This window comes from Pseudomonas parakoreensis, from assembly GCF_021602155.1.
Taxonomy (GTDB): domain Bacteria; phylum Pseudomonadota; class Gammaproteobacteria; order Pseudomonadales; family Pseudomonadaceae; genus Aquipseudomonas; species Aquipseudomonas parakoreensis.
On sequence record NZ_BQHY01000016.1, the window covers coordinates 25776 to 52617 of the forward strand.

Here is a 26842-nt window from a genome sequence, read left to right on the forward strand (position 1 = left end):
CCCTCCACGGTGCAATGCCGTGGAGGGTGCGGCTTACTTGAGGTTGACTGACTGGAACCAGCTCTTCATCGAGCAAGTGGCAAAGGCACTGGTGCTGCAGTCGCCGTTGGCCAGCGCGGTGCGCAGTTTGTCGACATCGGCCTGCATCACGTAGCGCACGCCATCCTTGAAATGGCCGCTTTCACCAAAACCGCCCTGCGTCATTTCATTCAGCGCGTCTTCCTTGCTCCAGCCCTGCACCACGATTCGGTACATCGCCGCCATCAGGCCGGTGCGGTCGGAACCGTGTTTGCAGTGCATCAGCACCGGGCCGTTGGCTTCGGCAGCCTGAATCGCGCGCAGCGTCTTGAGCACATCGGCGTCATCGACGTGGTTGGTGCGATAAGGCAGTTGCACTTGATTGATGCCCGGTTCGGACAGCCAATTGCTGTCGGCTTCCGGCAGGAAGTTGATCACCGTCGCCACTTTGAGATTTTTCAGCAACGGCACCGCGCCGCCATCCGGCAAGGCACTGCGGTACAGCGTTGGCGACATCTGGAACAGGTTGTACTGCACTTCCACCGGCTGCGCCCACTCCGGCGGGCGCGATGTGACAGCGGCATCAGCCTGGGCCGGCATCAAGTGCAGCAGAGCGACAAACGACAAACACAAAACAGGAAAAAGACGCACTCGAGACATGCTGGGCTGACCGTAATCGGAATTCATCAATGAAAGGCCTCGCAGCTTCCACGTCTGACGGTCAAAGCCCTGTGAGGCTCTTGTCAAAGAATTGTGAATCCGGGCGATTTCATTGAGCGCCGGGTAAAAACCGAGGCTTTTTCCTACCGAATCGGTTCATCCCGATGATTAGCCTGCTACCATTTGTCACACGATGTTGCAGGCGTCCCCCTTTTCCCGGTCAAACGGGCCGCGCGCCGCGACGAAAAAATGCTCAAGCCGTTCGCAGAAACGGACAACCATCAATGCCTGATGAGGTGCACCCCATGTCTGATGCAGATCGAGACAACCCGCGGCGTGAGTTTTTGCGCAAATCCCTGACCCTGATTCCCGTGGTTACCCTCGCCGGCACCGGCTTGGGCAGCAGCGTGTTGCAAGCTGCCCCTGAAGCCGCCCCGACGACGCCCGCAGCAACACCGGCCCAGGCTGACGCCAGCGCTTATCAGCCGAGCTATTTCACCGCCGAGGAATGGGCCTTCATCAACGCCGCCGTGGCGCAATTGATCCCCAATGACGAGCAAGGCCCGGGTGCCCTGGAAGCCGGCGTGCCGGAATACATCGACCGCCAGATGAACACCCCGTACGCCGCCGGTGCCCTGTGGTACATGCAGGGTCCGTTCAACGCCGACGCTGCGCCGGAGATGGGCTGGCAGAGCAAACTGGTGCCCAAAGAGATCTATCGCCTGGGCATCGCCGCCACGGATCAGTGGGCAAAATCCCTCAACGGTAAAACATTTGCCGAGCAAGACAGCGCTACCCGAGACGATTTGCTCAAGCAACTCGAAGCGGGAAAACCGCAGTTCGATGCGGTTCCAGCGAAGATTTTCTTCAGCCTGCTGCTGCAAAACACCAAGGAAGGGTTCTTCTGCGACCCGATCCACGGCGGCAATAAAGGCATGGTCGGCTGGACCATGATCGGCTTCCCCGGCGCCCGCGCCGATTTCATGGATTGGGTGGAACGCAACGAGCAGTACCCCTTCCCGGCAGTGTCGATTCGCGGCGAGAGGGCTTGAGCATGGCAACCGTAATGAAGAAGGTCGACGCGGTGATCGTCGGTTTTGGCTGGACTGGCGCGATCATGGCCAAAGAGCTGACCGAAGCCGGGCTCAACGTGCTGGCGCTGGAGCGCGGGCCGATGCAGGACACCTACCCTGACGGCAACTATCCGCAGGTGATCGACGAACTCACCTACAGCGTGCGCAAAAAACTCTTTCAGGACATCTCGAAAGAAACCGTCACCATCCGCCACAGCGTCAATGACATTGCCCTGCCGAACCGCCAGTTGGGCGCGTTCCTGCCGGGTAATGGCGTCGGCGGCGCCGGTTTGCACTGGTCGGGCGTGCATTTTCGCGTCGATCCGATCGAACTGCGTATGCGCAGCCATTACGAAGAACGCTACGGCAAACGCTTCATCCCCAAGGACATGACCATCCAGGACTTCGGCGTCAGCTATGAAGAGCTGGAACCGTTTTTCGATTTCGCCGAGAAAGTCTTCGGCACCTCGGGCCAGGCCTGGACCGTGAAAGGTCAACTGGTCGGACAGGGCAAGGGCGGCAACCCTTACGCACCGGATCGCTCCAATCCGTTCCCGCTGGAAGCGCAGAAAAACACCGTTTCCGCACAACTGTTCGGCAAAGCGGCGACAGAAGTCGGTTACAAACCCTACAACCTGCCGTCGGCGAATACTTCAGGCCCGTACACCAATCCCTACGGCGCACAGATGGGCCCTTGCAACTTCTGCGGGTTCTGCAGCGGTTACGTGTGCTACATGTATTCCAAGGCGTCGCCGAACGTGAACATTCTGCCGGCGCTCAAGCCGCTGCCGAATTTCGAACTGCGGCCCAACTCGCATGTGCTGCGGGTCAATCTCGACAGCACCAAGTCCAAGGCCACCGGCGTGACTTACATCGATGGCCAGGGCCGCGAGATCGAGCAACCGGCGGATCTGGTGATCCTCGGCGCCTTCCAGCTGCACAACGTGCGCCTGATGCTGCTCTCGGGCATCGGCAAACCGTACGACCCGATCAGCGGCGAAGGCGTGGTCGGGCGTAACTTCGCCTACCAGAACATGGCGACCATCAAGGCGTTCTTCGACAAGGACACCCACACCAACAACTTCATCGGGGCGGGCGGCAACGGTGTGGCGCTGGATGACTTCAACGCCGACAACTTCGACCACGGCCCGCACGGCTTCGTCGGTGGCTCGCCAATGTGGGTCAACCAGGCCGGCAGCCGGCCGATTGCCGGCACCTCGAACCCGCCCGGCACGCCGGCCTGGGGCAGCCAGTGGAAACGCGCGACCGCCGATTACTACACCCACCAGGTATCGATGGACGCCCACGGCGCGCACCAGTCCTACAGAGGCAACTACCTCGATCTGGATCCGGTGTACCGCGATGCCTACGGTTTGCCGCTGCTGCGCATGACCTTCGACTGGCAGGAAAACGACATCAAGATGAACCGCTTCATGGTCGAGAAAATGGGCAAGGTCGCCCAAGCCATGGGCCCGAAAGCCATTGCGGTGATCGGCAAGCAGGTCGGTGATCATTTCAACACTGCGGCCTACCAGACCACCCACCTCAACGGTGGCGCAATCATGGGCACCGATCCGAAAAAGAGCGCCCTGAACCGTTACCTGCAGAGCTGGGACGTGCACAACGTGTTTGTGCCAGGCGCGTCGGCGTTCCCGCAAGGACTGGGTTACAACCCGACCGGACTGGTGGCGGCATTGACCTACTGGTCGGCCAAGGCGATCCGCGAGCAGTACCTGAAAAACCCCGGCCCGCTGGTTCAGGCTTAAGGAGCGATGACCATGAACAATCTCGTTATCGCCACCCTGGCCCTGCTCGGCAGTGCTGCCGTGCACGCCGCCGACGTCGATCAGGCGTTGATCAAACAAGGCGAATACCTCGCCCGCGCGGGTGACTGCGTGGCCTGCCACACGGCCAAGGGCGGCAAACCGTTCGCCGGCGGCCTGCCGATGGAAACGCCGATCGGCACGATCTACTCGACCAACATCACCCCGGACAAAACCGGCGTCGGTGATTACAGCTTCGAGGACTTCGACCAAGCGGTGCGCCACGGCATCGCCAAAAACGGTAGTACGTTGTACCCGGCGATGCCGTATCCGTCCTATGCCCGGATCAGCGAAACCGACATGCAGGCGCTGTACGCCTACTTCATGCACGGCGTTGAACCGGTGGCGCAGGAGAACAAGGCCAGCGACATCCCATGGCCGCTGAGCATGCGCTGGCCGCTGATGGGCTGGCGCTGGCTGTTTGCGCCGAAAGTCGAGGACTACAAGGCCACTTCGGACGACCCGGTGATCGACCGCGGCGCCTATCTGGTCGAAGGCCTCGGCCATTGCGGCGCCTGCCATACGCCACGGGCCCTGACCATGCAGGAGAAATCCCTGAGCGCGGCAGATGGCAAGAGCTTCCTCGCCGGCAGCGCACCGCTGGAAGGCTGGATCGCCAAAAGTCTGCGCGGTGATCACAAGGATGGCCTGGGCAGCTGGAGCGAAGCGCAGCTGGTGCAGTTCCTCAAGACCGGACGCAGCGACCGCAGCGCAGTGTTCGGCGGCATGAGCGATGTGGTGACTCACAGCATGCAATACATGACCGACGCCGACCTCACTGCGATTGCCCGCTACCTCAAGTCACTGCCGGCAGTTGATCCGAACGATCAGCCGCACCAGTACGACGAGAAAGCCGCCAAAGCCCTGTGGAACGGCGACGACAGTCAACGCGGCGCAGCGGTGTACATCGACAACTGCGCGGCCTGCCACCGTACCGACGGCCACGGCTACACCCGGGTGTTCCCGGCGCTGGCGGGCAATCCGGTGCTGCAATCGGAAGACCCGACCTCGCTGATCCATATCGTGCTCAAGGGCGGCACCCTGCCGGCCACCCATACCGCGCCATCGACCTTCACCATGCCGGGCTTCGCCTGGCGCTTGTCGGATCAGGAAGTGGCGGACGTGGTGAGTTTTATCCGTGGCAGTTGGGGCAACAAAGGCGCCCCGGTGAGCGCAGACGAGGTCCGTCATCTACGCACCAGCGACATGACCACCACCTCGGCTGATGATCTTGGTCAGGTAACCCGCAGCAACTAAAAAAGCCCTGCCCGTATTTAATACGGGCAGGGCTTTTTGTTCAGATCACAACTAAGCTGACGCCTGACCAGATTATGGATTCATGATACTGACATAAGCCTTGGCCAGCGCCAGCAACTTGGCTTTATCATCTGCATCAATATCACCATCCCCATCGACATCTTTTTCATTACTGACATCGAACGTTTCGCCACCGTCATAGGACGATGCAATGATGATCCGCGAATCCAGCAGAGAGTCGGTCGGCACGGCGTTTTCTGCGTCCCAGCCAGATTGCTTCTGCGCAAACTGCATGGACACCAGTACTTCATCCGGATCAACCGGAGTCGGACCAAGTTTCTGCAAAAAGATGCCGCGATGGTTAAAGTAAGACACGTTTAATTCCTTTTAAAATATTGAATAACAGAAAGACAACAAGACGAATAATAACGACATTGCAAGTTGTACTTCCAGTTGAAAGATGTGTCTTCGGTTTGCGATAAATATATATATCAATCCATGAACCACGGACTGGTGTTGGTGCGCCGAATCGCCGAACGGCACTGGCTGTTTCCTCGATCCAGCGATACTGTATGCACATACAGCAATCAGGACACTTGCGATGCACACGCCCTTGCCTCCTCGTGGTCGCGGCACTGCGACCAACCCGCACAACCGCTTCGCGCCGAATCGTTCGGTAGCCGAGGACGACGGCTGGTATCAGGAAGTGCCCGAGACACAGAACACCGAGGTGATGATCGAGACCGCGAAAACCATCATCACCCGCAATACCTCGCCGGACCTGCCCTTCGATCGTTCGATCAATCCCTATCGCGGCTGCGAGCATGGCTGCATCTATTGCTACGCGCGGCCCAGCCACGCTTATTGGGACATGTCGCCGGGACTGGATTTCGAAACCCGGCTGATCGCCAAGACCAACGCCGCCCAGGTGCTGGAAGAACAGCTTGGGAAAAAAGGTTATCAATGCGCGCCGATCAACCTCGGCTCCAATACCGACCCGTACCAACCCATCGAACGTGAACACCGGATCACCCGCCAGACCCTCGAGGTGCTGCTGCGCTACCGGCACCCGGTGACCATCGTCACCAAGGGCTCGCTGATCCTGCGTGACCTCGATCTGCTCACGGAACTGGCGCAACAACGGCTGGTGGCGGTGATGATCAGCCTGACGACGCTGGACGATGAACTCAAACGCATCCTCGAACCCCGTGCCGCGGCACCCAAGGCCCGGTTGCGGGCATTCCGGTGGGGGTGTTGTGTTCGCCGATGATTCCGATGATCAACGACAGCGAAATCGAAAGCCTGCTGACCGAGGCGCATGCGGCGGGTGCGCAAAGTGCCGCCTACATGATGCTGCGCCTGCCCCTGGAGGTGGCGCCGCTGTTCGAAGAGTGGCTGCACGCGCACTATCCGCAGCGCGCGGCCCATGTCCTGAGCCTGATCCGCCAGAGCCGTGGCGGCGAGCTCTACGACAGCCGTTTCGGTGCACGGATGCGCGGCGAAGGGCCGTTCGCCGACTTGCTCGCGCAACGCTTTGCCAAAACGATCAAGCGTCTCGACCTCAATCATCGCGAGGGCTATGACCTCGACTGCAGCGCCTTCTGTCCACCGGGTCGCCAGATGTCGTTGATTTAGCGACAATTGGCCCTGTGGTTGAGGGGCTGGAATCCTTCCGCCGTAACCCTCAGTCACGTTTTTTGTGACCTGGAACACACGTTCTAGAGCGCTTGATTCAGTTTCAGTTAAGTTTCGGCGGCTACCTTGTTCATCGAGTGACTGACGGGTCGGGATGGCCCGGATGTTTTAAACAGCCACTGGCTTCATACCGGAATACACGGGAATGACTCCCCGAATCCGCCAAAGAGGATGAATCATGAGTGACAAGGATAAACAGCCGTTGGCTGCGTCGGCGCAAGCCGTCCCTGGGGCGCAATCCGCCGATGCAGCGCTGCGAACGATCGTTGACGGCTTTTTGCATTTTCATCATGAGGTCTTTCCGCAACAGGAAGAACTCTTCAAGAAACTCGCCACGGCGCAATCGCCACGGGCGATGTTCATCACCTGTGCCGACTCGCGCATCGTGCCCGAGCTGATCACCCAGAGCTCGCCGGGCGATCTGTTCGTGACCCGTAACGTGGGCAACGTCGTACCGCCCTATGGCCAGATGAACGGCGGCGTTTCCACCGCCATCGAATACGCGGTACTGGCGCTGGGCGTGCAACACATCATCATTTGCGGCCACTCCGACTGCGGCGCCATGCGCGCGGTGCTCAACCCCGACAGCCTGGAAAAAATGCCGACAGTCAAAGCCTGGTTGCGTCATGCGGAAGTGGCGAAGACCATGGTGCATGACAACTGCAACTGCACCGACGAAAAAGAAAGCATGCCGATCCTCACCGAGGAGAACGTCATCGCCCAACTGCAGCACTTGCGTACCCATCCTTCGGTAGCCTCACGCATGGCGAACGGTCATCTGTTCATCCATGGCTGGGTCTACAACATCGAAACCAGCGAAATCAAAGCTTACGACGCGGATCAGGGACGCTTCCTGCCGCTCGACGGCAGCCATCCGATTCCGGTGGCGACGCCCAAAGCGCGCTTCTAAATCCTCCTAAAAATCTGTGTGGTTTGACGCCGGCCGCTGTTTCAGCGGTGCGGCGAAGCCACGCCTGAAGAAAACTTCGGGAGAGTCACCATGCGTGCTGCTCAATTGAAAGCGGTTCTGCCACGGGAGTTGCTGGCTTCGGTGGTTGTGTTTCTGGTCGCCCTGCCGCTGTGCATGGGTATTGCGATTGCTTCCGGGTTGCCACCGGCCAAAGGCCTGATCACCGGGATCATTGGTGGTCTGGTGGTCGGTTGGCTGGCGGGCTCGCCGTTGCAGGTCAGCGGGCCGGCGGCAGGGCTGGCGGTGTTGGTGTTCGAGCTGGTGCGCCAGCACGGGATCGAGATGCTCGGGCCGATTCTGCTGCTCGCCGGTTTCCTGCAGCTGGTGGCCGGGCGTTTGAAGCTTGGGTGCTGGTTTCGGGTGACGGCGCCCGCGGTGGTGTACGGCATGCTTGCGGGGATCGGTGTGCTGATCGTTCTGTCGCAGGTGCATGTGATGCTGGATGCCAAGCCGCAGCCCTCGGGTCTGGATAACCTCACAGCGTTCCCCGGCGCGGTGGCGCAAGCCTTGCCGTCATTTGGCTGGCAGGCCGGATTGCTCGGGCTGGCGACCATTGCGGTGATGTGGCTCTGGGAAAAATTCCGTCCGCATTCGCTGCGCTTCATTCCCGGTGCGTTGCTCGGCGTTGGCCTGGCCACGGGTGCCAGCCTGCTGCTGGCGTTGCAGGTGAAACGGGTCGAGGTGCCGGAGAATCTGGCCGAAGCCATCGACTGGCTGAAACCGGCGGATTTGCTCAGCCTTACTGATCCAACCCTGCTGATTGCGGCTTTTGCCGTGGCGTTCATCGCCAGCGCCGAAACCCTGCTGTCTGCAGCAGCAGTAGATCGCATGCACAGCGGTGTGCGCTCGGACTTCGACCGTGAACTCTCAGCGCAAGGCGTCGGCAACATGCTTTGCGGACTGGTCGGCGCGCTGCCGATGACCGGGGTGATCGTGCGCAGTTCGGCCAACGTCCAGGCTGGCGCGACCACCCGCTATTCGACGATCTTCCATGGTTTGTGGCTGCTGGCGTTCGTGCTGTTGTTGTCGAGCGTGCTGCAAAGCATTCCGGTGGCGAGTCTGGCAGGCGTGCTGGTGTACACCGGTTTCAAACTGGTGGATCTCAAGGCCTTTCGCGGGCTGGGCCGTTACGGGCGGATGCCGATGTTCACCTACGCCGCCACGGCGCTGGCGATCATCTTCACCGACCTGCTGACCGGTGTGTTGATCGGTTTCGGTCTGACGATGTTGAAACTGGCGTTCAAGGCTTCGCGCCTGAAGATCAGCCTGATCGACCTGCCGCAGGACGGTGAGATGGAATTGCGTCTGGTAGGCGCGGCGACCTTTCTCAAGGTACCGGCACTGACTCAGGTGCTGGGCAGCATTCCAGCGGGCACAACGGTGCATGTGCCGCTCAATCACCTGAGCTACATCGACCATTCGTGTCTGGAGTTGCTGGAGGAATGGGGCCGGGCGAATGCGGCGAAGGGGTCGAAGTTGTTGATCGAGTCGCGCGGGTTGAAGCGGCGGTTGGAGGGACGGGTTCGCACAACAACAGGCATCGGCGCTGCCGGTTAAATCTCCGGGGTGAACTCAACCCCTGTAGGAGCTGCCGCAGGCTGCGATCTTTTGCTCTTGATTGTTAGAAACAACATCAAAAGATCGCAGCCTGCGGCAGCTCCTACATTGGATTGTGGGTAACTCAGGCAGCGGGCTGATCCAGCTCCAGGCCAACGCCCAGGCGGCGGCCCATGCACGGCCAGCGCTTCCAGGCGGCACCGGTGTCCGGGCTGCTCAGTTTGTCGCGGTAGGCTTCTACCGATTCCAGCGCAAAACTCTCGTCGTCGAGCATCTCGTCGATGGCGTGATGCACGGCTTCGTCCAGTTGATTGGCAAATTCCTCACCGATCAGTTGGTGAGCAATCAGATTGGCGACCGTCATGTCCAAGGGGATCAGTGGCTGGCCGAAATGCTTGATGTACAGATCGTTGACCTCTTCAACAAAGCGGTGCGCCAGATAGGCTTCGTCCAGCAGGCTGTCCAGACCAACATGCCCGGACATGATCGCCGGCGGCTGGAGGAAATACTGCTCGGCTATTTTCAGCACCGGCTTGATCTGCGATTCGATTCCCGCTTCCCTGGCGACTTCATTGGCTGCATCCAGCAGATCTGGCACTTCATCGATGTAGGCGGCGACAAAACGCGTCAGCACACCTTGGGCGTCGGCTTCCGGCAACTGGATCGCCGGGTGTAAATGAGGCAGTTTGCTTTCCAGCTGACGGGTCAGCAGGCCGGTTTCCTTCTCGTGTTGTTGGGCTTTTTGGATCTGCTCGCGCAATGCGGCGGTGTTCATGAAAACTCCAGGGAACAAGGCAATGAAATAGGGAAGACATAAGTTAGCTGGCTTACGAAAAATGCTAAGACGCATTTGTCATAATTATTTCATCCTTGATGCAGCAGCGTTATATCGGTTCGCCACCACTCGTCTGCATCCTTCTCCATTCGTGCCCTTTAGCGCAAGTCCCGGCTGTTTCAGAACATTAACGCCACGACATTGCAATTTCCGACGGCTGTCTATACTCGCCATTGAATGGAGTTAGCTGATGACGCCCGACTGCCCACGCAGCAAGGCCCGGCGATTCAAGTTCGTAGTCTGATGCAGCCGCTCCCTTGCCGAAGGCGTTGCGCCTACGGGATAACAAGAACGATAAGGGGAACCCGCAATGATGCGACATCCACACGTCTGGATGGGCCTCCTGTTGTGGTCGATTTTCAGCCCGGCCCAGGCGGCCTGGACTGTGAATATGGCGCCTGGAGCGACTGAAATCAGTCACGCAGTATTCGACCTGCACATGACCATTTTCTGGATCTGTGTGGTGATCGGGATCATCGTCTTCGGTGCCATGTTCTGGTCGATGATCGTGCATCGCCGCTCGACCGGGCAGGTCGCCGCAAAATTCCACGAAAGTACCACCGTCGAAATTCTCTGGACTGTCGTGCCGCTGCTGATCCTGGTGGCGATGGCCGTTCCCGCGACCGCTACCCTGATCCGCATGTACGACACCAGTGAGCCGGATATCGATATCCAGATCACCGGTTATCAGTGGAAGTGGCACTACAAATACCTCGGCCAGGACGTCGAATTCTTCAGCAACCTGGCCACCCCCGCCGAACAGATTCACAACAAGGAAGCCAAGGGCGAGCACTACCTGCTCGAAGTCGACAAGCCGCTGGTGCTGCCGGTCGGCGCCAAGGTGCGCTTCCTCGTGACTTCCGCCGACGTCATCCACTCGTGGTGGGTGCCGGCCTTCGCGGTCAAGCGCGATGCGATCCCCGGGTTCGTCAACGAGGCCTGGACGCGCATCGACAAGCCCGGCCTCTACCGCGGGCAGTGCGCCGAGTTGTGCGGCAAGGACCACGGCTTCATGCCGATCGTGGTCGACGTCAAGGAGAAGGCCGACTACGACAAGTGGCTCGCCGAGCGCAAAGCCGAAGCCGCGCAGCTCAAGGAGCTGACCAGCAAGGAATGGACCCTCGACGAACTCAAGGAACGCGGCGACAAGATCTACCACACCACCTGCGTGGCCTGTCACCAGGCCGAAGGCCAGGGCCTGCCGCCGATGTTCCCGGCGCTCAAGGGCTCGAAAATCGCCACCGGGCCGAAAGAAGGCCACTTGAGCATTGTCTTCCACGGCAAACCCGGCACCGCCATGGCCGCATTCGGCAAGCAGTTGTCGGAAGTCGATATCGCAGCGGTCGTGACCTACGAACGTAACGCCTGGGGCAACAACAAAGGCGACATGGTCACACCAAAAGAAGTGCTTGAGCTCAAACAGGCGGAAAGCAAATGAGCCGGTCCATTGCGTACTTCGTCAATCGGTCGGGGCCGCGCGCCCCGGCCCGCCCACTCCACTCACATGAAGGAGACCGGCCATGAGCGCTGTCATCGATGACCACGGTCACGCCGACCACGCCCACGGCCCCGCCAAAGGCCTGATGCGCTGGGTGCTGACCACCAACCACAAGGACATCGGCACGCTGTACCTGTGGTTTGCATTCTGCATGTTCCTGCTCGGCGGCACGTTCGCCATGGTGATCCGCGCCGAGCTGTTCCAGCCCGGGTTGCAGATCGTCGAACCGGCGTTCTTCAACCAGATGACCACCATGCACGGCCTGGTGATGGTCTTCGGGGCGGTGATGCCGGCGTTCGTCGGCCTCGCCAACTGGATGATCCCGTTGATGATCGGCGCGCCGGACATGGCCCTGCCACGGATGAACAACTTCAGTTTCTGGCTGCTGCCGGCGGCGTTCCTGCTGCTGGTCTCGACCCTGTTTACCGCCGGTGGCGGGCCGAACTTCGGCTGGACGTTCTATGCGCCGCTGTCCACCACCTACGCGCCGGAAAGCGTCACCTACTTCATCTTCGCCATCCACTTGATGGGGATCAGTTCGATCATGGGCGCGATCAACGTGATCGCCACCATCCTCAACCTGCGCGCCCCCGGCATGACCCTGATGAAAATGCCGTTGTTCGTCTGGACCTGGCTGATCACCGCGTTCCTGCTGATCGCGGTGATGCCGGTGCTGGCCGGGTGCGTGACGATGATGCTGATGGACATCCACTTCGGCACCAGTTTCTTCAGTGCCGCCGGTGGCGGTGATCCGGTGCTGTTCCAGCACGTGTTCTGGTTCTTCGGGCATCCCGAGGTGTACATCATGATCCTGCCGGCCTTCGGTGCCGTCAGCCAGATCATCCCGACCTTCTCGCGCAAGCCGCTGTTCGGCTACACCTCGATGGTCTACGCCACGGCGAGCATCGCGTTCCTGTCGTTCATCGTCTGGGCGCACCACATGTTCGTGGTCGGCATCCCGCTGGTGGGCGAGCTGTTCTTCATGTACGCGACCATGCTCATCGCCGTCCCCACCGGGGTGAAGGTGTTCAACTGGGCCAGCACCATGTGGCAAGGCTCGCTGACCTTCGAGACGCCGATGCTGTTCGCCGTGGCGTTCGTGATCCTGTTCTCGATCGGCGGTTTCTCCGGGCTGATGCTCGCTATCGCTCCGGCGGACTTCCAGTACCAGGACACCTACTTCGTGGTCGCGCACTTCCACTACGTGCTGGTGCCGGGGGCGATCTTCGGCATCTTCGCCTCGGCCTATTACTGGCTGCCGAAGTGGACCGGGCACATGTACGACGAAACCCTCGGCAAGCTGCATTTCTGGCTGTCATTCGTCGGCATGAACCTGACCTTCTTCCCGATGCACTTCGTGGGACTGGCGGGAATGCCGCGACGGATTCCGGACTACAACCTGCAGTTCGCCGACTTCAACATGGTCTCCTCGATCGGCGCGTTCATGTTCGGCGCCACGCAGATCTTCTTCCTGTTCATCGTGATCAAGACCATTCGTGGCGGCGCGCCAGCCCCGGCCAAGCCATGGGATGGCGCCGAAGGTCTGGAATGGAGCGTGCCGTCACCGGCGCCATATCACACCTTTACCACGCCGCCGGAAGTGAAATGAACACTTTCTGCCTTGTGGAAACTCCTGTGGGAGCGGGCTTGCCCGCGATGGCGGCCTGCCTGAAACACCGCGTCGGCTGCATCGCTGGCAAGCCAGCTCCCACAGGGTTTTCGGCCGAGGGCAAAAATCATGGCTGACTCGATCTCGATGAAGAAACTGGTCACCCGCCTGCTCGGCGTGGTGGTGGCGATGTTTGTCTTCGGCTTTGCCCTGGTGCCGATCTACGACGTGATGTGCAAGGCCTTCGGCATCAATGGCAAAACTGCCGGGCAGTACGAGGGCGAGCAGGTGGTGGACAGTTCGCGGCAAGTGCGCGTGCAGTTTCTGTCGACCAACAACATCGACATGCCGTGGGAGTTCTACCCCAAACACGATGAGTTGACCGCCAACCCCGGCGCGGTCAACGAGATGATTTTCGTCGCGCGCAATCCCACCGATAAACCGATGAGTGCGCAAGCCGTGCCGAGCATCGCGCCAAGCAATGCGGCAGCGTATTTCCACAAGACCGAATGCTTTTGCTTTACCCAGCAGGTGCTGCAGCCCGGTCAGCAGATCGAGATGCCGGTGCGTTTCATCGTTGACCGCGACATGCCCAAGGACGTGAAGCACCTGACGCTGTCCTACACGCTGTTCGATATCACCGCCCGACATCCTCCGGTGGCTGCAAACACTGGCGGTTAAGCGTGCCCGATAAGGAGAACAATAAATGGCAACTCATGAGCACTATTACGTTCCGGCCCAGAGCAAATGGCCGATCGTCGCCACGGTGGGGATGTTCGTCACCGTGTACGGCCTGGCGACCTGGTTCAACGATCTGAAGGCCGCGCGCCCTGAATCCCACGGGCCACTGATCTTTTTCGTCGGCGGACTGTTGCTGGCGTACATGCTGTTCGGCTGGTTCGGCGCGGTGATCAAGGAAAGTCGCGCCGGGCTGTACAGCCCGCAGCTCGATCGCTCGTTCCGCTGGGGCATGAGTTGGTTCATCTTTTCCGAGGTGATGTTCTTCATCGCCTTCTTCGGTGCGCTGTTCTACGTGCGGCATATTTCCGGCCCGGCGCTGGGGGGCGAAGGGCCGAAAGGCATCGCCCACATGCTCTGGCCGAACTTCCAGTTCACCTGGCCGCTACTGCACACGCCTGACCCGAAACTGTTCCCGCCGCCCAAAGAAGTCATCAGCCCGTGGGGCCTGCCGCTGATCAACACGATTCTGCTGGTCAGCTCCAGTGTGACCATCACCATCGCCCACCATGCCTTGAAGAAGGGCCATCGCGGCGCGCTGAAAGTCTGGCTGGCGATCACTGTGCTGCTGGGCTGCGGCTTCCTTGCCTTGCAGGCCGAGGAATACATGCACGCCTACCACGAACTGGGCCTGACCCTGGGTTCGGGCATCTACGGCGCGACGTTTTTCATGCTCACCGGTTTCCACGGTGCCCACGTGACCATCGGCACGATCATTCTGTTCGTAATGCTGATGCGCATCATGAAGGGCCATTTCGATGCCGAGCATCAGTTCGGCTTCGAAGCGGCGAGCTGGTACTGGCACTTCGTCGATGTGGTGTGGATCGGCTTGTTCATCTTCGTTTATGTGCTTTGAGCACTGATCACCAAGGCGCGTGCGACACCAGTTGGCCGCTGTAGAAGCCCCAGGCAATCAAGCCGACGGTAGCAGCGGCCAGGGCCACCCGAACACTCAAGGCGATCACCAGACGATTGGAGCTGCTGTCGTCCTTGACCAGGAAAAACAGGCCGCTGAACAGGCTGATCACCGTGGCAATCAGCAGCACGACAATGGCTGCTTTGAGCATGGGAAGAACTCCGGGGGACAGGCGATGCAGTTGAGTATAGCGATCGCGACGACTGCCTTTATGGCGCGGCCATGAAGCGCTTCCGCCCGGGCGTGATACCGACCGTGGTGGTGGCGCTGTTGCTGCCGTTGCTGGTGTCGCTGGGCTTCTGGCAACTAGGACGGGGCGCGGAGAAAACCGCCCTGCTCGCCAGTTATGCCGAGCGGCGCGCAGCCGAGCCGATGGCCAGCAGCGAATTACTGCACAGCGCCGACCCGGCCTTTCGCCGCGTTCATCTATATGGTCAGTTCGATAGCGCTCACAGCCTGTTGCTGGACAACCGTCAGCGTAACGGCAAGGTTGGCATCGAGTTGCTGCAACCGTTTCAGGATCGGGCCAGCGGCCTGTGGCTGCTGGTCAATCGCGGCTGGCTGTCGTGGCCGGACCGTCGGGTAACGCCGCAATTCTCCACCCCCGTCGATGCCGTGAGTCTGGACGCCTGGGTGTACGTCGCCCCCGGCGCGACCTTCCAGTTGCACGCCGACCCGGCCAGCAGCACCTGGCCGCAAACCGTCACCGCCGTGGAGCCGGCCAAACTGTGGCAAACCCTCGATCGCGAGGGCTTCGCCTATGAATTGCGCGCCGAACCCGGTCCCGCCAGTTATGAGGCCGACTGGCCGGTCGTGGCCATGGGTCCGGAAAAACACCTCGGTTACGCCGTGCAGTGGTTCGCCATGGCCACCGCCCTGCTCGGTCTCTACCTCTACCTTGGATTGCACAACGCAAAGGAGAATCACCATGGGAACGGCCATGAATCCACCCAGCATGTCTGAGGCGAAAACCCCGGCCACCCGCCGCCGTGGACGGATCCAGCTGTTGCTGATTGTGCTCGGCGTAGTGGGCCCGATGATCCTTGCCACCGGCATGTACAAATTGCAGTTCTGGGTGCCGGAAGGTCGCAGCTATCACGGCGAACTGATCGGCAATGGCCAGACCCGCGCCGACCTCGGCGTGCAGGCCGATGAGCAGCGCTGGCAGATGCTGGTGACCGCGCCGAAAGATTGCGCAGTGGACTGTCAGCAACTGGTGTACCTCGCCCGGCAGATTCAGATCGGTCTCGGTCGCGATGCCGGACGCGCCAGCCATGCCCTCGCCACTGCCCAACCGTTGAGCAGCGACTACGAAGCAAAACTGAGCCGCGAATACCCGCAACTGCAACGCTACCCGCTGGACACCGCAGCGTTGAGCAAAGCCACTGGCGACAAGGCCGTGCCGCAGCTGTGGATCATCGACCCGCACGGCAACCTCGTACTGCGCTACGACCCGAGCGTGAAGGGCAAGGATCTGCTCAACGACCTGCGCCACCTGCTGAAACTGTCGAACATCGGATAAGGGCATCGTCATGGCCAAACCTGGATTTCGCCTCGCGCTGTTTGCCACCCTGCTGGCACTGATCGTCGTGCTGCTCGGCGCCTACACCCGCCTGACCCACGCCGGCCTGGGCTGTCCGGACTGGCCGGGCTGCTACGGCTTTATCAGCGTGCCGAAAAGCGAAGCCCAACTGGCCCATGCCGAACTGCATTACCCCGACTCGCCAGTGGTGGCGCACAAGGGCTGGAACGAGATGATCCACCGCTACTTCGCCGGCACCCTCGGCCTGCTGATTTCGGTATTGGCCGGGCGCGCCTGGGTCAATCGCAGCCATCCGGGACAGCCGCTGAAGCTGCCGCTGTTTCTGCTGGCGGTGGTGTTCGCGCAAGCGGCATTCGGCATGTGGACGGTGACGCTCAAGCTCTGGCCGCAAGTGGTCACCGGGCACTTGCTCGGCGGTTTTGCGACCTTGAGTCTGCTGTTCCTGCTGACGTTGAGGCTGTCCGGCGTACTGCCGGCGCTGACCGTGCCCAAGCGCTTGCAGTATTGGGCGACGGCGGGGCTGTTGCTGGTGATCGGCCAGATTGCCCTCGGCGGCTGGGTCAGCTCCAACTACGCGGCAGTGGCCTGCATCGATTTCCCGACCTGCCACGGCCAATGGCTGCCGCCGGCGGACTTTGCCAACGGCTTTCACTTGACCCAGCACATCGGCCCGAACTACCTCGGCGGGCAACTCGACAGCGATGCGCGCACGGCGATTCACCTGACTCACCGTATCGGTGCACTGCTGGTGACATTGGTGCTGCTCGGTCTGGCCTGGCAACTGAGAGCCGTCGGCATGACCCGGCTCGCCGGGCTGGTGCTGATCGCCCTCGGCGCACAGATCACCCTTGGCATCAGCAACGTGCTGTTCCATCTGCCACTGCCGGTGGCCGTGGCGCACAACGCCGGTGGCGCCGCGCTGCTGCTGACCATGGTGCTGGTCAATTACCACGCGCGCACCAGTCTGGTTCGGGTCAAACAGCCGATGATGGCGCGCTGGCGTCTGAGCCCGCGTAAACATTCGGCTGCGCCCATCACGATAAAAGGAGAAACGCCATGGCGCTTCTGATCGGCGAACGTCCCGCGCAAGCGCTGTGGCGTGACTATCTGGAGCTGACCAAGCCAAAAGTGGTGGTGCTGATGCTGATCACCTCGCTGGTCGGCATGTTCCTCGCGACCCGCGCCGGGGTGCCATGGACGGTGCTGGTGTTCGGCAACCTGGGGATCGCGCTGTGTGCCGGCGGAGCAGCAGCGGTCAACCATGTGGTGGACCGGCGCATCGACGCGGTGATGGCGCGCACGCACAAACGACCGTTGGCCGAGGGCCGGGTTTCACCGGCGGCGGCGCTGACCTTTGCGCTGGTGCTGGCGCTGCTCGGGCAGGCGATGCTGCTGACGTTCACCAATCCGCTGACGGCATGGCTGACACTGGCTTCGCTGCTGGGTTACGCGGTGATCTACACCGGTTTTCTCAAACGCGCGACGCCTCAGAACATCGTCATCGGCGGCCTCGCCGGCGCCGCCCCACCGCTGCTCGGCTGGACTGCCGCTACCGGCCATGTCAGCGCCGAACCGTTGCTGCTGGTGCTGATCATCTTCGCCTGGACGCCGCCGCACTTCTGGGCGCTGGCGATTCATCGCAAGGAGGAATACGCCAAGGCCGACATCCCAATGCTGCCGGTGACCCACGGCGAGCACTACACCAAGGTGCATATTCTGCTGTACACCTTCGCCCTGCTCGCGGTGAGCCTGCTGCCGTACGTGATTCACATGAGCGGCGTGCTCTACCTGATCTGCGCCCTCGCCCTCGGCGCAAGGTTTCTGCAATGGGCCGTGGTGCTGTACCGTGGCACTCGGCCGCACGCGGCGATCAACACCTTCAAGTACTCTATTTATTACTTGTTCCTGTTGTTCATCGCCCTGCTCGTAGACCACTACTTACTGTTGAACCTATGACTCGAACCCAGAAAACCGTCTTCATCCTCGTCGCCGTGATCGCGCTGATCCTGGGACTGACCGTCAACAAAGTGCTGAGCGGCAAGGGCCAGGGCGACCCCACCGCACTGATCGACGCCGGCATCATCCTGCTGCCGCAGAGCCGCACCCTGCCGGGCGTGACCATGACCAATCAGGACGGCCAACCGGTCGCCATCGACGAGTTGAAAGGCAAATGGAGCCTGCTGTTCTTCGGCTACACCTTCTGCCCCGACATCTGCCCGACCACCCTCGCGCAGCTGCGCCAGATCAAGAGCGAATTGCCCAAGGATGCTGTGGATAAATTGCAGATCGTGCTGGTCAGCGTCGACCCGAACCGCGACAACCCGCAGCAGCTGAAGCAGTACCTGGGCTACTTCGATCCGCAGTTCGTGGGACTGACGCCGAAGTCGATCGAAGAGCTGCAGAAAGTCGCGAATGCGGTGAGTATTCCGTTCATTCCGGCCGACACCAGCAAGCCGAATTACACGGTGGATCACAGCGGCAATCTCGCGGTGATCGGCCCGGACGGCACGCAACGCGGGTTCATCCGGGCGCCGCTGAACAACGCCAAACTGGTGGCGCAGCTGCCAGTAATGCTCAACCGCAAATAATGCAGTACCTGCAGGGGTAAACATTTCTCTGTAGGAGCTGCCGAAGGCTGCGATCTTTTGCTCTGATCTTCAACAGCAAGATCAAAAGATCGCAGCCTCGTTCCACTCGACAGCTCCTACAGGGGAATTTGCCCCATAAAAAAGGCGATCCCGAGGGATCGCCTTTTTATTGCGCCTGTCCCGTCCTGTATCAGAACGCCGGCAATACCGCGCCTTTGTACTTCTCGGTGATGAATTTCTTCACTTCCGGGCTGTGCAGCGCAGCGGCCAGTTTCTGCATCGCGTCGCTGTCCTTGTTGTCCGCACGGGACACCAGGATGTTCACGTACGGCGAGTCGTTGCCTTCGATCACCAGCGCGTCCTTGGACGGATCGAGCTTGGCTTCCAGCGCGTAGTTGGTGTTGATCAGCGCCAGATCGACCTGGGTCAGCACGCGCGGGATGGTCGCGGCTTCCAGTTCACGGATTTTCACGTCTTTCGAGTTCTGCGCGATGTCTTTCGGGGTCGACAGAATGTTGGTCGGATCTTTCAGGGTGATCAGGCCAGCCTTGGCCAGCAGCAACAGCGCACGGCCGCCGTTGGTGGCGTCGTTCGGAATCACCACGTTGGCGCCGCTTGGCAGGTCCTTCAGATCCTTGATCTTGTTCGAGTACGCGCCCAGCGGCTCCAGGTGCACGCCGGTCACCGCCACCAGGCTGGTGCCCTTGGCCTTGTTGAACTCATCGAGGTACGGCTGGTGCTGGAAGAAGTTGGCGTCCAGGCGCTTTTCGGCCACCTGTACGTTCGGCTGAATGTAGTCGGTGAAGACCTTGACCTTCAGATCCACGCCTTCCTTGGCCAGGGCCGGCTTCACGAACTCGAGGATTTCCGCGTGCGGCACCGGGGTGGCGGCAACGGTCAGGGTTTCAGCGTGGGCCGAAAAAGCGGCTACGGCAGCGAAAGCAGCGATCAGTTTTTTCATTCAGCTAACTCCTTTTCAAAGCGCCCGTGTGGCGCCTGCCAGCGAATGGCCGGCTCATCTCTTGATTACAAAAACCGGTTATTTGCGCGAGAAATGCACGACCAGACGGTCGCCCACCATTTGCAGCACTTGTACCAGAATCAGCAGCAACACCACGGTGACGATCATCACGTCAGTCTGGAAACGCTGGTAGCCGAAACGGATCGCCAGGTCACCCAGACCACCGGCGCCGACCACACCGGCCATCGCCGTGTAGGACACCAGAGTAATCGCAGTCACCGTAATCGCGGCGAAGATGCCTGGACGGGCCTCAGGCAGCAAGGCGTTCATGATGATCTGCCGGGTGGTCGCACCCATCGATTGAGTGGCTTCGATGATGCCGCGATCGACTTCACGCAGCGCGGTTTCCACCAGACGCGCGAAGAACGGGGTCGCACCCACCACCAGCGGCGGAATCGCACCGGCCACGCCCAGCGAAGTGCCGGTGATCAGCACGGTGAACGGAATCATCACGATCAGCAGAATGATGAACGGCAGCGAACGCAGGATGTTCACCGCCAACGACATGAAGGCGTAGAAGCCACGGTTTTCCAGCAACTGCCGCGGGCTGCAGAGGAACAGCAGCACGCCCAGCGGCAGGCCGAGCAATACGGTGAACAGCAGCGAACCACCGAGCATCAGCAGGGTGTCGCCCGTGGCCAGCCAGATTTCCAGCCAATCGATGTTTTCGAAAAAAGCCTTGAGCATTTCCATTAACGCAGCACCTCCATATGAACGTCAGCGGCGGTGAAGCGGGCAAAGGCCGCCTCCATGTCGCCACCGGTGACGGCGAGGGTCAACTGCCCGTACGGAATGTCTTTGATGCGGTCGATGCGACCGGCAAGGATGCTGTAGTCGACCCCGGTTTCCCGGGCAACGGTACCGAGCAACGGCGCGTAGGTCGCTTCGCCCTGGAAGGTCAGACGCACGATGCGACCCGGCACATGAGCGAAGTCATCGCGCTGTTCGCTTTCGTCGATCTGCTCGCTTTCCTGGACGAAACGCTTGGTGGTCGGGTGCTGCGGATGCAGGAACACATCGGCCACCGAACCTTGCTCGACGATCACCCCGGCGTCCATCACCGCGACCTGATCGCAGACGCGACGGATCACGTCCATCTCGTGGGTGATCAGGACGATGGTCAGTTTCAGCTCACGGTTGATCTCGGCCAGCAGTTGCAAAACCGACGCGGTGGTCTGCGGGTCGAGGGCGCTGGTGGCCTCGTCGCACAGCAGAATCTTCGGCTTGGTCGCCAGGGCGCGGGCGATGCCGACGCGCTGTTTCTGGCCGCCGGACAGCTGCGCCGGGTATTTCCTGGCGTGATCGGACAGACCGACCCGCGCCAGCAATTCGGCGACACGCTGGTTGATCTCGCTGCTCGACAGTTCGCCGGCCAGGGTCAGCGGCAGCGCGACGTTGTCGGCCACGGTCTTGGAGGCAAGCAGGTTGAAGTGCTGGAAGATCATCCCGACTTGCTGGCGGAAACGGCGCAGGCCGTTGGCGTCCAGCGCGGTGACTTCTTCGCCGTCGACGATGATCTTGCCGCCGCTGGAGTCTTCCAGGCGATTGATCAGACGCAGCAGGGTACTTTTTCCCGCACCGGAATGGCCGATCAGGCCGAAGACCTGACCGTTTTCAATCGAAAGACTGGTCGGGTGCAGGGCGGGGATGTCCTTACCGGCGACGCGGTAAGTTTTGTGGACGTTTTGAAACTCGATCACGTAGCGAACCTTGTGGGGCGCGTTAGAAAAGGATCAGCGGTTAGCCGGGCGCGCATTTTAGCCTGTCCGTATAGAGGTTCTTAGCATTTATTTCGCAATTAACCTTCGATTTGGCAATAACAAGATCAAAGGTCATAAAAAAGGAACGCCCGTTCCTGCTCATTGGTCACTAGTTAAGCGACTTGAAACCCTGGGTAACCGTGCCCGGAAACGCTCAAGAGTCCCCGTTGAAACGGGGTCAACCGAGGAGTTTACGTCTGATGAGCAGCAAGAAACCTACCACCGACAAAAGCCAGCTGGCCGGAACCGATACCAAGGATCGCGCCAACACCAACGCCAAACTCGACAGCCTGGAGAAGTTTCGCTCCGACGCTACCGGCCAGGCCCTGCGCACCAATCAGGGGGTGAAGGTCGCCGATAACCAGAACACCCTCAAGGCCGGCCCGCGGGGGCCGTCGTTGCTGGAAGACTTCATCATGCGTGAGAAAATCACGCACTTTGACCATGAACGCATTCCGGAGCGCATCGTCCATGCCCGCGGCACCGGCGCGCATGGTTTCTTTCAGGCCTACGAGAACCATTCGGCGCTGACCAAGGCCGGTTTCCTGCAGGACCCAGGGAAAAAGACGCCGGTGTTCGTGCGCTTTTCCACGGTGCAGGGACCACGCGGCTCCGGCGATACCGTGCGTGACGTGCGCGGTTTCGCGGTGAAGTTCTTCACCGACGAGGGCAACTTCGACCTGGTCGGCAACAACATGCCGGTGTTCTTCATTCAGGACGCGATCAAGTTTCCCGACTTCGTCCACGCGGTGAAGCCCGAGCCGCACAATGAGATCCCCACCGGCGGTTCGGCCCACGACACCTTCTGGGACTTCGTTTCGCTGGTGCCGGAATCGGCGCACATGGTGATCTGGGCCATGTCTGACCGGGCAATCCCGAAAAGCCTGCGCAGCATGCAGGGCTTTGGCGTGCACACCTTCCGCCTGGTCAACGCCGAGGGCAAATCACGCTTCGTCAAATTCCACTGGCGCCCGACCGCCGGCACCTGTTCGCTGGTATGGGACGAAGCGCAGAAGCTCGCCGGTAAAGACACCGACTACCACCGTCGCGACCTCTGGGAAGCCATCGAGATGGGCGACTACCCGGAATGGGAGCTGGGCGTACAGATCATCGAGGAGGAAAACGAACACGACTTCGATTTCGACATCCTCGACCCGACCAAGCTGATCCCCGAAGAAATCGTGCCGATCACCCCGCTGGGCAAAATGACCCTGAACCGCAACCCGGACAACTTCTTCGCCGAGACCGAGCAGGTCGCGTTTTGCCCGGGCCACATCGTGCCCGGCATCGACTTCTCCAACGATCCATTGCTGCAAGGCCGGCTGTTTTCCTACACCGATACGCAAATCAGCCGACTGGGTGGGCCGAACTTTCATGAGCTGCCGATCAACCGCCCGGTGGCGCCATTCCACAACGGCCAGCGCGACGCGCAGCACCGCACGGTGATCGACAAGGGTCGCGCCTCCTACGAGCCGAACTCGATCGATGGCGGCTGGCCGAAAGAAACCCCACCAGCCGCGCAGGACGGCGGCTTCGAGAGCTACCCGGAACGCATCGATGCGAACAAGATCCGCCAGCGTAGCGAGTCGTTCAGCGACCATTTCTCGCAAGCACGGCTGTTCTTCAACAGCATGAGTGAGCACGAGAAGGAACACATCATCGCCGCTTACAGCTTCGAGCTGGGCAAGGTCGAACGCGAGTTCATCCGTGCACGGCAGGTGAATGACATTCTCGCCAACATTGACCTGGAATTGGCCAAGCGCGTGGCGGCCAACCTCGGGTTGCCAGCGCCAAGCAAAGGCACGGTCGAGGTGCGTAAAACCTCGTTCGATCATTCGCCAGCGCTGAGTCAGGCGAATCTGCTGCCAGAGGACATCAAAACCCGCAAAGTGGCGATTCTTGCCGCTAACGGCGTCGATGGTGCGGCGATTGATGCGATGAAAAAGGCTTTGGCGGCTGAAGGCGCACATGCCAAGCTGCTCGGCCCGACTTCGGCACCGGTGAAGACTGCCGACGGCAAAGCCCTGCCAGTGGACGCATCAATGGAAGGCATGCCTTCAGTGATCTTCGATGCGGTGTTCGTGCCCGGTGGCGCGGCGTCGATCAAGGCGTTGAGTGGCGACGGCGTGGCGCTGCATTATCTGCTGGAGGCGTACAAGCACCTGAAGGCGATTGCGCTGCACGGCGATGCCAAGCAGTTGCAGGATCTGCTGAAGCTGGAGGCGGATGCAGGGTTGCTGCAGGGCAAGGATGTGCCGGGATTGACCAAGCCGTTCTTTGCGGCGATCGGGCAGCATCGGGTCTGGGCGCGGGAGTCTAAGGCCAAGGCCATTCCAGCCTAAAGCAAAAGATCGCAGCCTTCGGCAGCTCCTACAGGGTTTACTTGCACCTGTAGGAGCTACCGGAGGCTGCGATCTTTTAGGGTTTGGCTGGAATCAAGACCATCTGCGCCGGCACTGTACGCAGGATCTGTTTCTCAATCTTCAGCTCGAAATCCGGATTCAATTTCTTCACACGTTTTTTCAGCAACGTCGCCAGCCAAGGGTAATCCTGGGTCCGCGGCGCCTGAATGCTGACAGCGCACTCATAATTCACCACGTCGGCGGCGATCGCATCCAGTTGCCGGCGAAGTTTGCGGCTATCGTTGATGTTCAACGCCACCGTGGTGCTTTCGGCAGTCGGATCAATGACCTTGGCTTTCGGTTTGGCTTCGGCCGCCAGCAGCGCCGCTTCGGCTTTTTCCAGCTCGGCTTTGCGAGCTTCGGTGATGGCGCCATTGACGCCACCGGTCAGTGCCGGGGCTTTGGGCATCAGGGCACGGGCGCGGCTCAGCGCGGTGGCTGCCGCATTCACATCACCTTTCTGCAATACGATCTGGCTGCGGCGCAAGTAGGCTTCGGCCAGCTGGCGCTGGTATTGCTCAAGGGACTGATCGTTGGGGTTCTGTGCCTGCAAGGCGGCCAATTGGTCTTCGGCGGTGGCCAGTTCGCTGCTGGCCAGGCTTTGCTCCAGCTGTGCGATGGCCGTGGCCCGCGCGTCGGGGGCTTCGGCCACCGGCGGCGTGCTTTGGCAGGCGCCCAGCAGCACGGAAAATGCGACAAGGAGCAGATAACGGGAGGCGAACGGCTTCATTCCTGCGACTCTCTAATTGCGCAAAAAGCGAGCAAGTCTACACCCCTCGACGGGGCAGAACAAAACTCAGCAGAAACAGTGCGGCCGCTGTCACAACGATCGACGGTCCCGCCGGGGTGTCCTTGAACCATGACAGCGCCAGCCCGCCACACACCGCGAGCATGCCCAGCAGGCTCGCGCCCAGCGCCATCTGCTCCGGCGAGCGGGCGTGACGTTGTGCCGCAGCCGCCGGGATGATCAGCAGCGAAGTGATCAGCAACACACCGACGATTTTCATCGCCACCGCGATCACCACCGCAATCAACAGCATCAGCGCCATGCGCAGGCCCGCCACCGGCAGACCTTCGACCTTGGCCAACTCCTCATGCACGGTAATCGCCAGCAGCGGCCGCCACAGTGTCACCAGCAACACCAGCACTGCCGCGCTGCCGCCGAGGATCCACGCCAGGTCGGTCGGACTGATCGCCAGCAGGTCGCCGAACAGATAGGCCATCAGGTCGATCCGCACTTCATGCATGAAGCTTAGTACCACCAGGCCAAGAGAGAGCGTGCTCGGTGCAAGAATCCCCAACAGCGTGTCGGAGGCCAGCGGTTGACGCTGCTGCAAGGTCACCAGCAACACTGCCAGCAGCAGGCAGCCGACGGTCACCGCGACCGTCGGGCTGACATCCAGCAGAAAGCCCAGCGCCACGCCGAGCAGCGCGGCGTGGGACAGGGTGTCGCCGAAATAGGCCATGCGCCGCCAGACCACAAACGAACCAAGCGGCCCGGCGACCACCGCCAGTGCCAGACCTGCAAGCAGGGCATACAACAGAAAATCAGCCATGCTTGCAGTGGTCTCCGTGAACGTGGGTGTGGCCCGCACCGGGCGCCTTGACCACAGAACCGTGCAGGTCATGGGCGTGGTCGTGATGGTGGTGATAGATCGCCAGACTCGGCGCATTCTTGCCGAACAGCTCGACGAACGCCGGATCGCCGCTGACTTGCTCGGGATGCCCCGAGCAGCAGACGTGGCGATTCAGGCACACCACCTGATCGGTGGTGCTCATGACAAGGTGCAAATCGTGGGACACCATCAGCACGCCGCAGCCGTGACGGTCACGCAGGCGGGTGATCAGGCTGTAGAGCTCGGCTTGCCCGGCGACATCGACGCCTTGAACCGGCTCGTCCAGCACCAGCAACTCTGGTTCACGCAGCAGCGCCCGGGCCAGCAACACTCGCTGCATCTCACCGCCGGAAACGCTTTGCACCGGGCTGTCGATGACGTGTTCGGCGCCGACTTCTTTCAGCGCCGCCAACGCGCGCGGGCGGTCTACACCGGGCACCAGGCGCAGGAAGCGCAGCACCGACAGCGGCAAGGTCGGGTCGACGTGCAGCTTTTGCGGCATGTAGCCAACGCGCAGTTTCGGCTTGCGCCAGACGCTGCCGCTGTCCGGCTTCAGCAGCCCGAGTACGGCGCGCACCAGGGTGGTCTTGCCGGCGCCGTTGGGGCCGATCAGGGTGACGATCTGCCCCGGCTCGACGCTCAGCTCGATGTTGTCGAGCACGGTCTGCCCGGCAAACGTGACAGCAACGTGCTGAAGACGGATCAACGGGTTGCTCATCAAGCCCCCTGGCAACCGGCGCACAGGCCGACCACTTCAACGGTCTGCGCTTCGACAATGAACCCGACGTCTTTGGCGCTGTGGATAATCGCGTCGCTGATGGCTTTCTGTTCCAGCTCGATCGCGGCGTGGCACTCGCGGCAGATCAGAAACTGGCCCTGATGCGCATGCTCCGGATGCACACAGCCAACGAAGGCGTTGAGTGAAGAGATGCGGTGCACCAGGCCGTTTTCCAGCAGGAAATCCAGCGCGCGGTAAACGGTTGGCGGCGCGGCGCGACGGCCGTCCTGTTCGCTCAATACCGCAAGAATGTCGTAGGCGCCCAGCGGCTTGTGGCTCTGCCATACCAGTTCCAGCACCCGCCGGCGCAGCGCAGTCAGGCGCAGGCCTTTCTGGGCGCACAAGGTATCGGCCTCGGTCAGTGCGCTGTGCACGCAATGAGAGTGGTCGTGGGGACGGCTGGCAATCGGTGTAATAGGCATGGGCGGCGACGAGTTTTGATAGAGACGTTATTATGTTACCCGTTCTCGCCTCCTTGAGTGGTC

Annotated in this window: 26 protein-coding genes and 1 pseudogene; 16 read left to right on the top strand and 11 right to left on the bottom strand. The window is 60.9% G+C overall.

Annotated elements, in window-relative coordinates; all coding sequences use genetic code 11:
• Window positions 1-33 precede the first annotated feature (33 nt).
• Window positions 34-678 (bottom strand): dual specificity protein phosphatase family protein, encoded by a 645-nt coding sequence (locus L6D63_RS22345; protein WP_131671840.1) that lies wholly within the window; start codon window positions 676-678, stop codon window positions 34-36.
• 305 nt (window positions 679-983) lie between these two features.
• Between L6D63_RS22345 and L6D63_RS22350 the strand changes: the two genes are divergently transcribed.
• Genes L6D63_RS22350 through L6D63_RS22360 form a run of 3 tightly spaced genes read left to right on the top strand, consistent with a single transcriptional unit; the run spans window position 984 to window position 4831 of the window.
• A complete protein-coding gene (locus L6D63_RS22350) occupies window positions 984-1730 on the top strand; it encodes a gluconate 2-dehydrogenase subunit 3 family protein (protein WP_131671841.1) in 747 nt (248 codons plus the stop codon).
• 2 nt (window positions 1731-1732) lie between these two features.
• A complete protein-coding gene (locus tag L6D63_RS22355; protein WP_041074761.1) occupies window positions 1733-3517 on the top strand; it encodes a GMC family oxidoreductase in 1785 nt (594 codons plus the stop codon).
• Window positions 3518-3529: 12 nt separating this feature from the next.
• Entirely contained in the window at window positions 3530-4831 is a 1302-nt protein-coding gene (locus L6D63_RS22360) for a c-type cytochrome (RefSeq protein WP_131671842.1), read from the top strand.
• A gap of 72 nt (window positions 4832-4903) precedes the next feature.
• Here L6D63_RS22360 and L6D63_RS22365 read toward each other — a convergent pair whose 3' ends face one another.
• Window positions 4904-5206 carry a hypothetical protein gene (locus L6D63_RS22365; protein WP_095667896.1) on the bottom strand — a complete coding sequence of 101 codons (303 nt, stop codon included), beginning with the start codon at window positions 5204-5206 and terminating at the stop codon, window positions 4904-4906.
• Between the two features lie 226 nt (window positions 5207-5432).
• Here L6D63_RS22365 and L6D63_RS22370 point away from each other — a divergent pair.
• From L6D63_RS22370 to L6D63_RS22380, 3 genes and pseudogenes are all read left to right on the top strand, one after another.
• Window positions 5433-6466: pseudogene (locus tag L6D63_RS22370) on the top strand (PA0069 family radical SAM protein).
• A 238-nt stretch (window positions 6467-6704) separates the two neighbouring features.
• A complete protein-coding gene (locus tag L6D63_RS22375) occupies window positions 6705-7436 on the top strand; it encodes a carbonic anhydrase (RefSeq protein WP_047297474.1) in 732 nt (243 codons plus the stop codon).
• 90 nt (window positions 7437-7526) lie between these two features.
• Window positions 7527-9053, top strand: a complete 1527-nt coding sequence (locus L6D63_RS22380; RefSeq protein WP_131671843.1) for a SulP family inorganic anion transporter — start codon at window positions 7527-7529, stop codon at window positions 9051-9053.
• Between the two features lie 124 nt (window positions 9054-9177).
• On the opposite strand, the gene L6D63_RS22385 is transcribed toward L6D63_RS22380, so the two are convergent.
• The gene (locus L6D63_RS22385) at window positions 9178-9828 is read right to left on the bottom strand and encodes a hypothetical protein (RefSeq protein WP_095667899.1); all 651 of its coding nucleotides are present in this window, start codon (window positions 9826-9828) and stop codon (window positions 9178-9180) included.
• A gap of 370 nt (window positions 9829-10198) precedes the next feature.
• Between L6D63_RS22385 and coxB the strand changes: the two genes are divergently transcribed.
• The 4 genes from coxB (at window position 10199) to L6D63_RS22405 (ending at window position 14589) form a co-directional block, all read left to right on the top strand.
• On the top strand, window positions 10199-11326 hold the full coding sequence (coxB, locus tag L6D63_RS22390; RefSeq protein WP_047297471.1) for a cytochrome c oxidase subunit II: 1128 nt from the start codon (window positions 10199-10201) through the stop codon (window positions 11324-11326).
• Window positions 11327-11408: 82 nt separating this feature from the next.
• On the top strand, window positions 11409-12995 hold the full coding sequence (gene ctaD / locus L6D63_RS22395) for a cytochrome c oxidase subunit I (protein WP_041074772.1): 1587 nt from the start codon (window positions 11409-11411) through the stop codon (window positions 12993-12995).
• 129 nt (window positions 12996-13124) lie between these two features.
• Window positions 13125-13676, top strand: a complete 552-nt coding sequence (locus L6D63_RS22400; RefSeq protein WP_047297470.1) for a cytochrome c oxidase assembly protein — start codon at window positions 13125-13127, stop codon at window positions 13674-13676.
• Between the two features lie 25 nt (window positions 13677-13701).
• Window positions 13702-14589 (top strand): cytochrome c oxidase subunit 3, encoded by an 888-nt coding sequence (locus tag L6D63_RS22405; protein WP_047297469.1) that lies wholly within the window; start codon window positions 13702-13704, stop codon window positions 14587-14589.
• A gap of 7 nt (window positions 14590-14596) precedes the next feature.
• On the opposite strand, the gene L6D63_RS22410 is transcribed toward L6D63_RS22405, so the two are convergent.
• Window positions 14597-14800: a twin transmembrane helix small protein gene (locus tag L6D63_RS22410; protein ID WP_041073718.1), complete on the bottom strand. Its 204-nt coding sequence runs from the start codon at window positions 14798-14800 to the stop codon at window positions 14597-14599.
• Window positions 14801-14871: 71 nt separating this feature from the next.
• On the opposite strand from L6D63_RS22410, the gene L6D63_RS22415 reads away from it, so the two are divergent.
• Genes L6D63_RS22415 through L6D63_RS22435 form a run of 5 tightly spaced genes read left to right on the top strand, consistent with a single transcriptional unit; the run spans window position 14872 to window position 18780 of the window.
• Complete coding sequence (locus L6D63_RS22415; protein ID WP_047297468.1) at window positions 14872-15612, top strand: SURF1 family protein; 741 nt, start codon at window positions 14872-14874, stop codon at window positions 15610-15612.
• On the top strand, window positions 15578-16171 hold the full coding sequence (locus L6D63_RS22420) for a hypothetical protein (RefSeq protein ID WP_047297467.1): 594 nt from the start codon (window positions 15578-15580) through the stop codon (window positions 16169-16171). The genes L6D63_RS22415 and L6D63_RS22420 overlap by 35 nt, the downstream gene beginning before the upstream one ends.
• Before the next feature lie 10 nt (window positions 16172-16181).
• Window positions 16182-17261 carry a COX15/CtaA family protein gene (locus L6D63_RS22425; protein ID WP_047297466.1) on the top strand — a complete coding sequence of 360 codons (1080 nt, stop codon included), beginning with the start codon at window positions 16182-16184 and terminating at the stop codon, window positions 17259-17261.
• Window positions 17249-18148 (top strand): heme o synthase, encoded by a 900-nt coding sequence (gene cyoE / locus L6D63_RS22430; protein ID WP_047297465.1) that lies wholly within the window; start codon window positions 17249-17251, stop codon window positions 18146-18148. The genes L6D63_RS22425 and cyoE overlap by 13 nt, the downstream gene beginning before the upstream one ends.
• On the top strand, window positions 18145-18780 hold the full coding sequence (locus L6D63_RS22435; RefSeq protein ID WP_007962772.1) for an SCO family protein: 636 nt from the start codon (window positions 18145-18147) through the stop codon (window positions 18778-18780). The genes cyoE and L6D63_RS22435 overlap by 4 nt, the downstream gene beginning before the upstream one ends.
• Before the next feature lie 190 nt (window positions 18781-18970).
• Here the strand turns inward: L6D63_RS22435 and L6D63_RS22440 are convergent, their stop codons facing one another.
• From L6D63_RS22440 to L6D63_RS22450, 3 genes are all read right to left on the bottom strand, one after another.
• Window positions 18971-19741 carry a MetQ/NlpA family ABC transporter substrate-binding protein gene (locus L6D63_RS22440; RefSeq protein ID WP_095667903.1) on the bottom strand — a complete coding sequence of 257 codons (771 nt, stop codon included), beginning with the start codon at window positions 19739-19741 and terminating at the stop codon, window positions 18971-18973.
• 78 nt (window positions 19742-19819) lie between these two features.
• Window positions 19820-20494 (bottom strand): methionine ABC transporter permease, encoded by a 675-nt coding sequence (locus L6D63_RS22445; protein WP_041073706.1) that lies wholly within the window; start codon window positions 20492-20494, stop codon window positions 19820-19822.
• Window positions 20494-21501, bottom strand: a complete 1008-nt coding sequence (locus L6D63_RS22450; RefSeq protein WP_095667904.1) for a methionine ABC transporter ATP-binding protein — start codon at window positions 21499-21501, stop codon at window positions 20494-20496. Before L6D63_RS22450 ends, L6D63_RS22445 begins: the two co-directional genes overlap by 1 nt.
• A gap of 260 nt (window positions 21502-21761) precedes the next feature.
• Here L6D63_RS22450 and katE point away from each other — a divergent pair, with 260 nt between their 5' ends.
• Window positions 21762-23903, top strand: a complete 2142-nt coding sequence (katE, locus tag L6D63_RS22455; RefSeq protein WP_131671844.1) for a catalase HPII — start codon at window positions 21762-21764, stop codon at window positions 23901-23903.
• Window positions 23904-23979: 76 nt separating this feature from the next.
• Here the strand turns inward: katE and L6D63_RS22460 are convergent, their stop codons facing one another.
• The 4 genes from L6D63_RS22460 to L6D63_RS22475 are packed head-to-tail and all read right to left on the bottom strand — an operon-like array spanning window position 23980 to window position 26779.
• Window positions 23980-24693, bottom strand: coding sequence for a PA5502 family lipoprotein (locus L6D63_RS22460; RefSeq protein WP_041073701.1), 714 nt, complete (start codon window positions 24691-24693; stop codon window positions 23980-23982).
• A gap of 37 nt (window positions 24694-24730) precedes the next feature.
• Window positions 24731-25519: a zinc ABC transporter permease subunit ZnuB gene (znuB, locus tag L6D63_RS22465; RefSeq protein ID WP_041073699.1), complete on the bottom strand. Its 789-nt coding sequence runs from the start codon at window positions 25517-25519 to the stop codon at window positions 24731-24733.
• Window positions 25512-26297, bottom strand: coding sequence for a zinc ABC transporter ATP-binding protein ZnuC (znuC, locus tag L6D63_RS22470; protein ID WP_041073697.1), 786 nt, complete (start codon window positions 26295-26297; stop codon window positions 25512-25514). The genes znuB and znuC overlap by 8 nt, the downstream gene beginning before the upstream one ends.
• On the bottom strand, window positions 26297-26779 hold the full coding sequence (locus L6D63_RS22475) for a Fur family transcriptional regulator (protein ID WP_041073695.1): 483 nt from the start codon (window positions 26777-26779) through the stop codon (window positions 26297-26299). Before L6D63_RS22475 ends, znuC begins: the two co-directional genes overlap by 1 nt.
• Between the last annotated feature and the right edge of the window lie 63 nt (window positions 26780-26842).

Bases quoted from the DNA above. Each gene is read 5' to 3' on its own strand.
- L6D63_RS22345 (WP_131671840.1), bottom strand. From the start codon at position 678: ATGTCTCGAGTGCGTCTTTTTCCTGTTTTGTGTTTGTCGTTTGTCGCT.
- L6D63_RS22350 (WP_131671841.1), top strand. From the start codon at position 984: ATGTCTGATGCAGATCGAGACAACCCGCGGCGTGAGTTTTTGCGCAAA.
- L6D63_RS22355 (WP_041074761.1), top strand. From the start codon at position 1,733: ATGGCAACCGTAATGAAGAAGGTCGACGCGGTGATCGTCGGTTTTGGC.
- L6D63_RS22360 (WP_131671842.1), top strand. From the start codon at position 3,530: ATGAACAATCTCGTTATCGCCACCCTGGCCCTGCTCGGCAGTGCTGCC.
- L6D63_RS22375 (WP_047297474.1), top strand. From the start codon at position 6,705: ATGAGTGACAAGGATAAACAGCCGTTGGCTGCGTCGGCGCAAGCCGTC.
- L6D63_RS22380 (WP_131671843.1), top strand. From the start codon at position 7,527: ATGCGTGCTGCTCAATTGAAAGCGGTTCTGCCACGGGAGTTGCTGGCT.
- L6D63_RS22385 (WP_095667899.1), bottom strand. From the start codon at position 9,828: ATGAACACCGCCGCATTGCGCGAGCAGATCCAAAAAGCCCAACAACAC.
- coxB (WP_047297471.1), top strand. From the start codon at position 10,199: ATGATGCGACATCCACACGTCTGGATGGGCCTCCTGTTGTGGTCGATT.
- ctaD (WP_041074772.1), top strand. From the start codon at position 11,409: ATGAGCGCTGTCATCGATGACCACGGTCACGCCGACCACGCCCACGGC.
- L6D63_RS22400 (WP_047297470.1), top strand. From the start codon at position 13,125: ATGGCTGACTCGATCTCGATGAAGAAACTGGTCACCCGCCTGCTCGGC.
- L6D63_RS22405 (WP_047297469.1), top strand. From the start codon at position 13,702: ATGGCAACTCATGAGCACTATTACGTTCCGGCCCAGAGCAAATGGCCG.
- L6D63_RS22410 (WP_041073718.1), bottom strand. From the start codon at position 14,800: ATGCTCAAAGCAGCCATTGTCGTGCTGCTGATTGCCACGGTGATCAGC.
- L6D63_RS22415 (WP_047297468.1), top strand. From the start codon at position 14,872: ATGAAGCGCTTCCGCCCGGGCGTGATACCGACCGTGGTGGTGGCGCTG.
- L6D63_RS22420 (WP_047297467.1), top strand. From the start codon at position 15,578: ATGGGAACGGCCATGAATCCACCCAGCATGTCTGAGGCGAAAACCCCG.
- L6D63_RS22425 (WP_047297466.1), top strand. From the start codon at position 16,182: ATGGCCAAACCTGGATTTCGCCTCGCGCTGTTTGCCACCCTGCTGGCA.
- cyoE (WP_047297465.1), top strand. From the start codon at position 17,249: ATGGCGCTTCTGATCGGCGAACGTCCCGCGCAAGCGCTGTGGCGTGAC.
- L6D63_RS22435 (WP_007962772.1), top strand. From the start codon at position 18,145: ATGACTCGAACCCAGAAAACCGTCTTCATCCTCGTCGCCGTGATCGCG.
- L6D63_RS22440 (WP_095667903.1), bottom strand. From the start codon at position 19,741: ATGAAAAAACTGATCGCTGCTTTCGCTGCCGTAGCCGCTTTTTCGGCC.
- L6D63_RS22445 (WP_041073706.1), bottom strand. From the start codon at position 20,494: ATGGAAATGCTCAAGGCTTTTTTCGAAAACATCGATTGGCTGGAAATC.
- katE (WP_131671844.1), top strand. From the start codon at position 21,762: ATGAGCAGCAAGAAACCTACCACCGACAAAAGCCAGCTGGCCGGAACC.
- L6D63_RS22460 (WP_041073701.1), bottom strand. From the start codon at position 24,693: ATGAAGCCGTTCGCCTCCCGTTATCTGCTCCTTGTCGCATTTTCCGTG.
- znuB (WP_041073699.1), bottom strand. From the start codon at position 25,519: ATGGCTGATTTTCTGTTGTATGCCCTGCTTGCAGGTCTGGCACTGGCG.
- znuC (WP_041073697.1), bottom strand. From the start codon at position 26,297: ATGAGCAACCCGTTGATCCGTCTTCAGCACGTTGCTGTCACGTTTGCC.
- L6D63_RS22475 (WP_041073695.1), bottom strand. From the start codon at position 26,779: ATGCCTATTACACCGATTGCCAGCCGTCCCCACGACCACTCTCATTGC.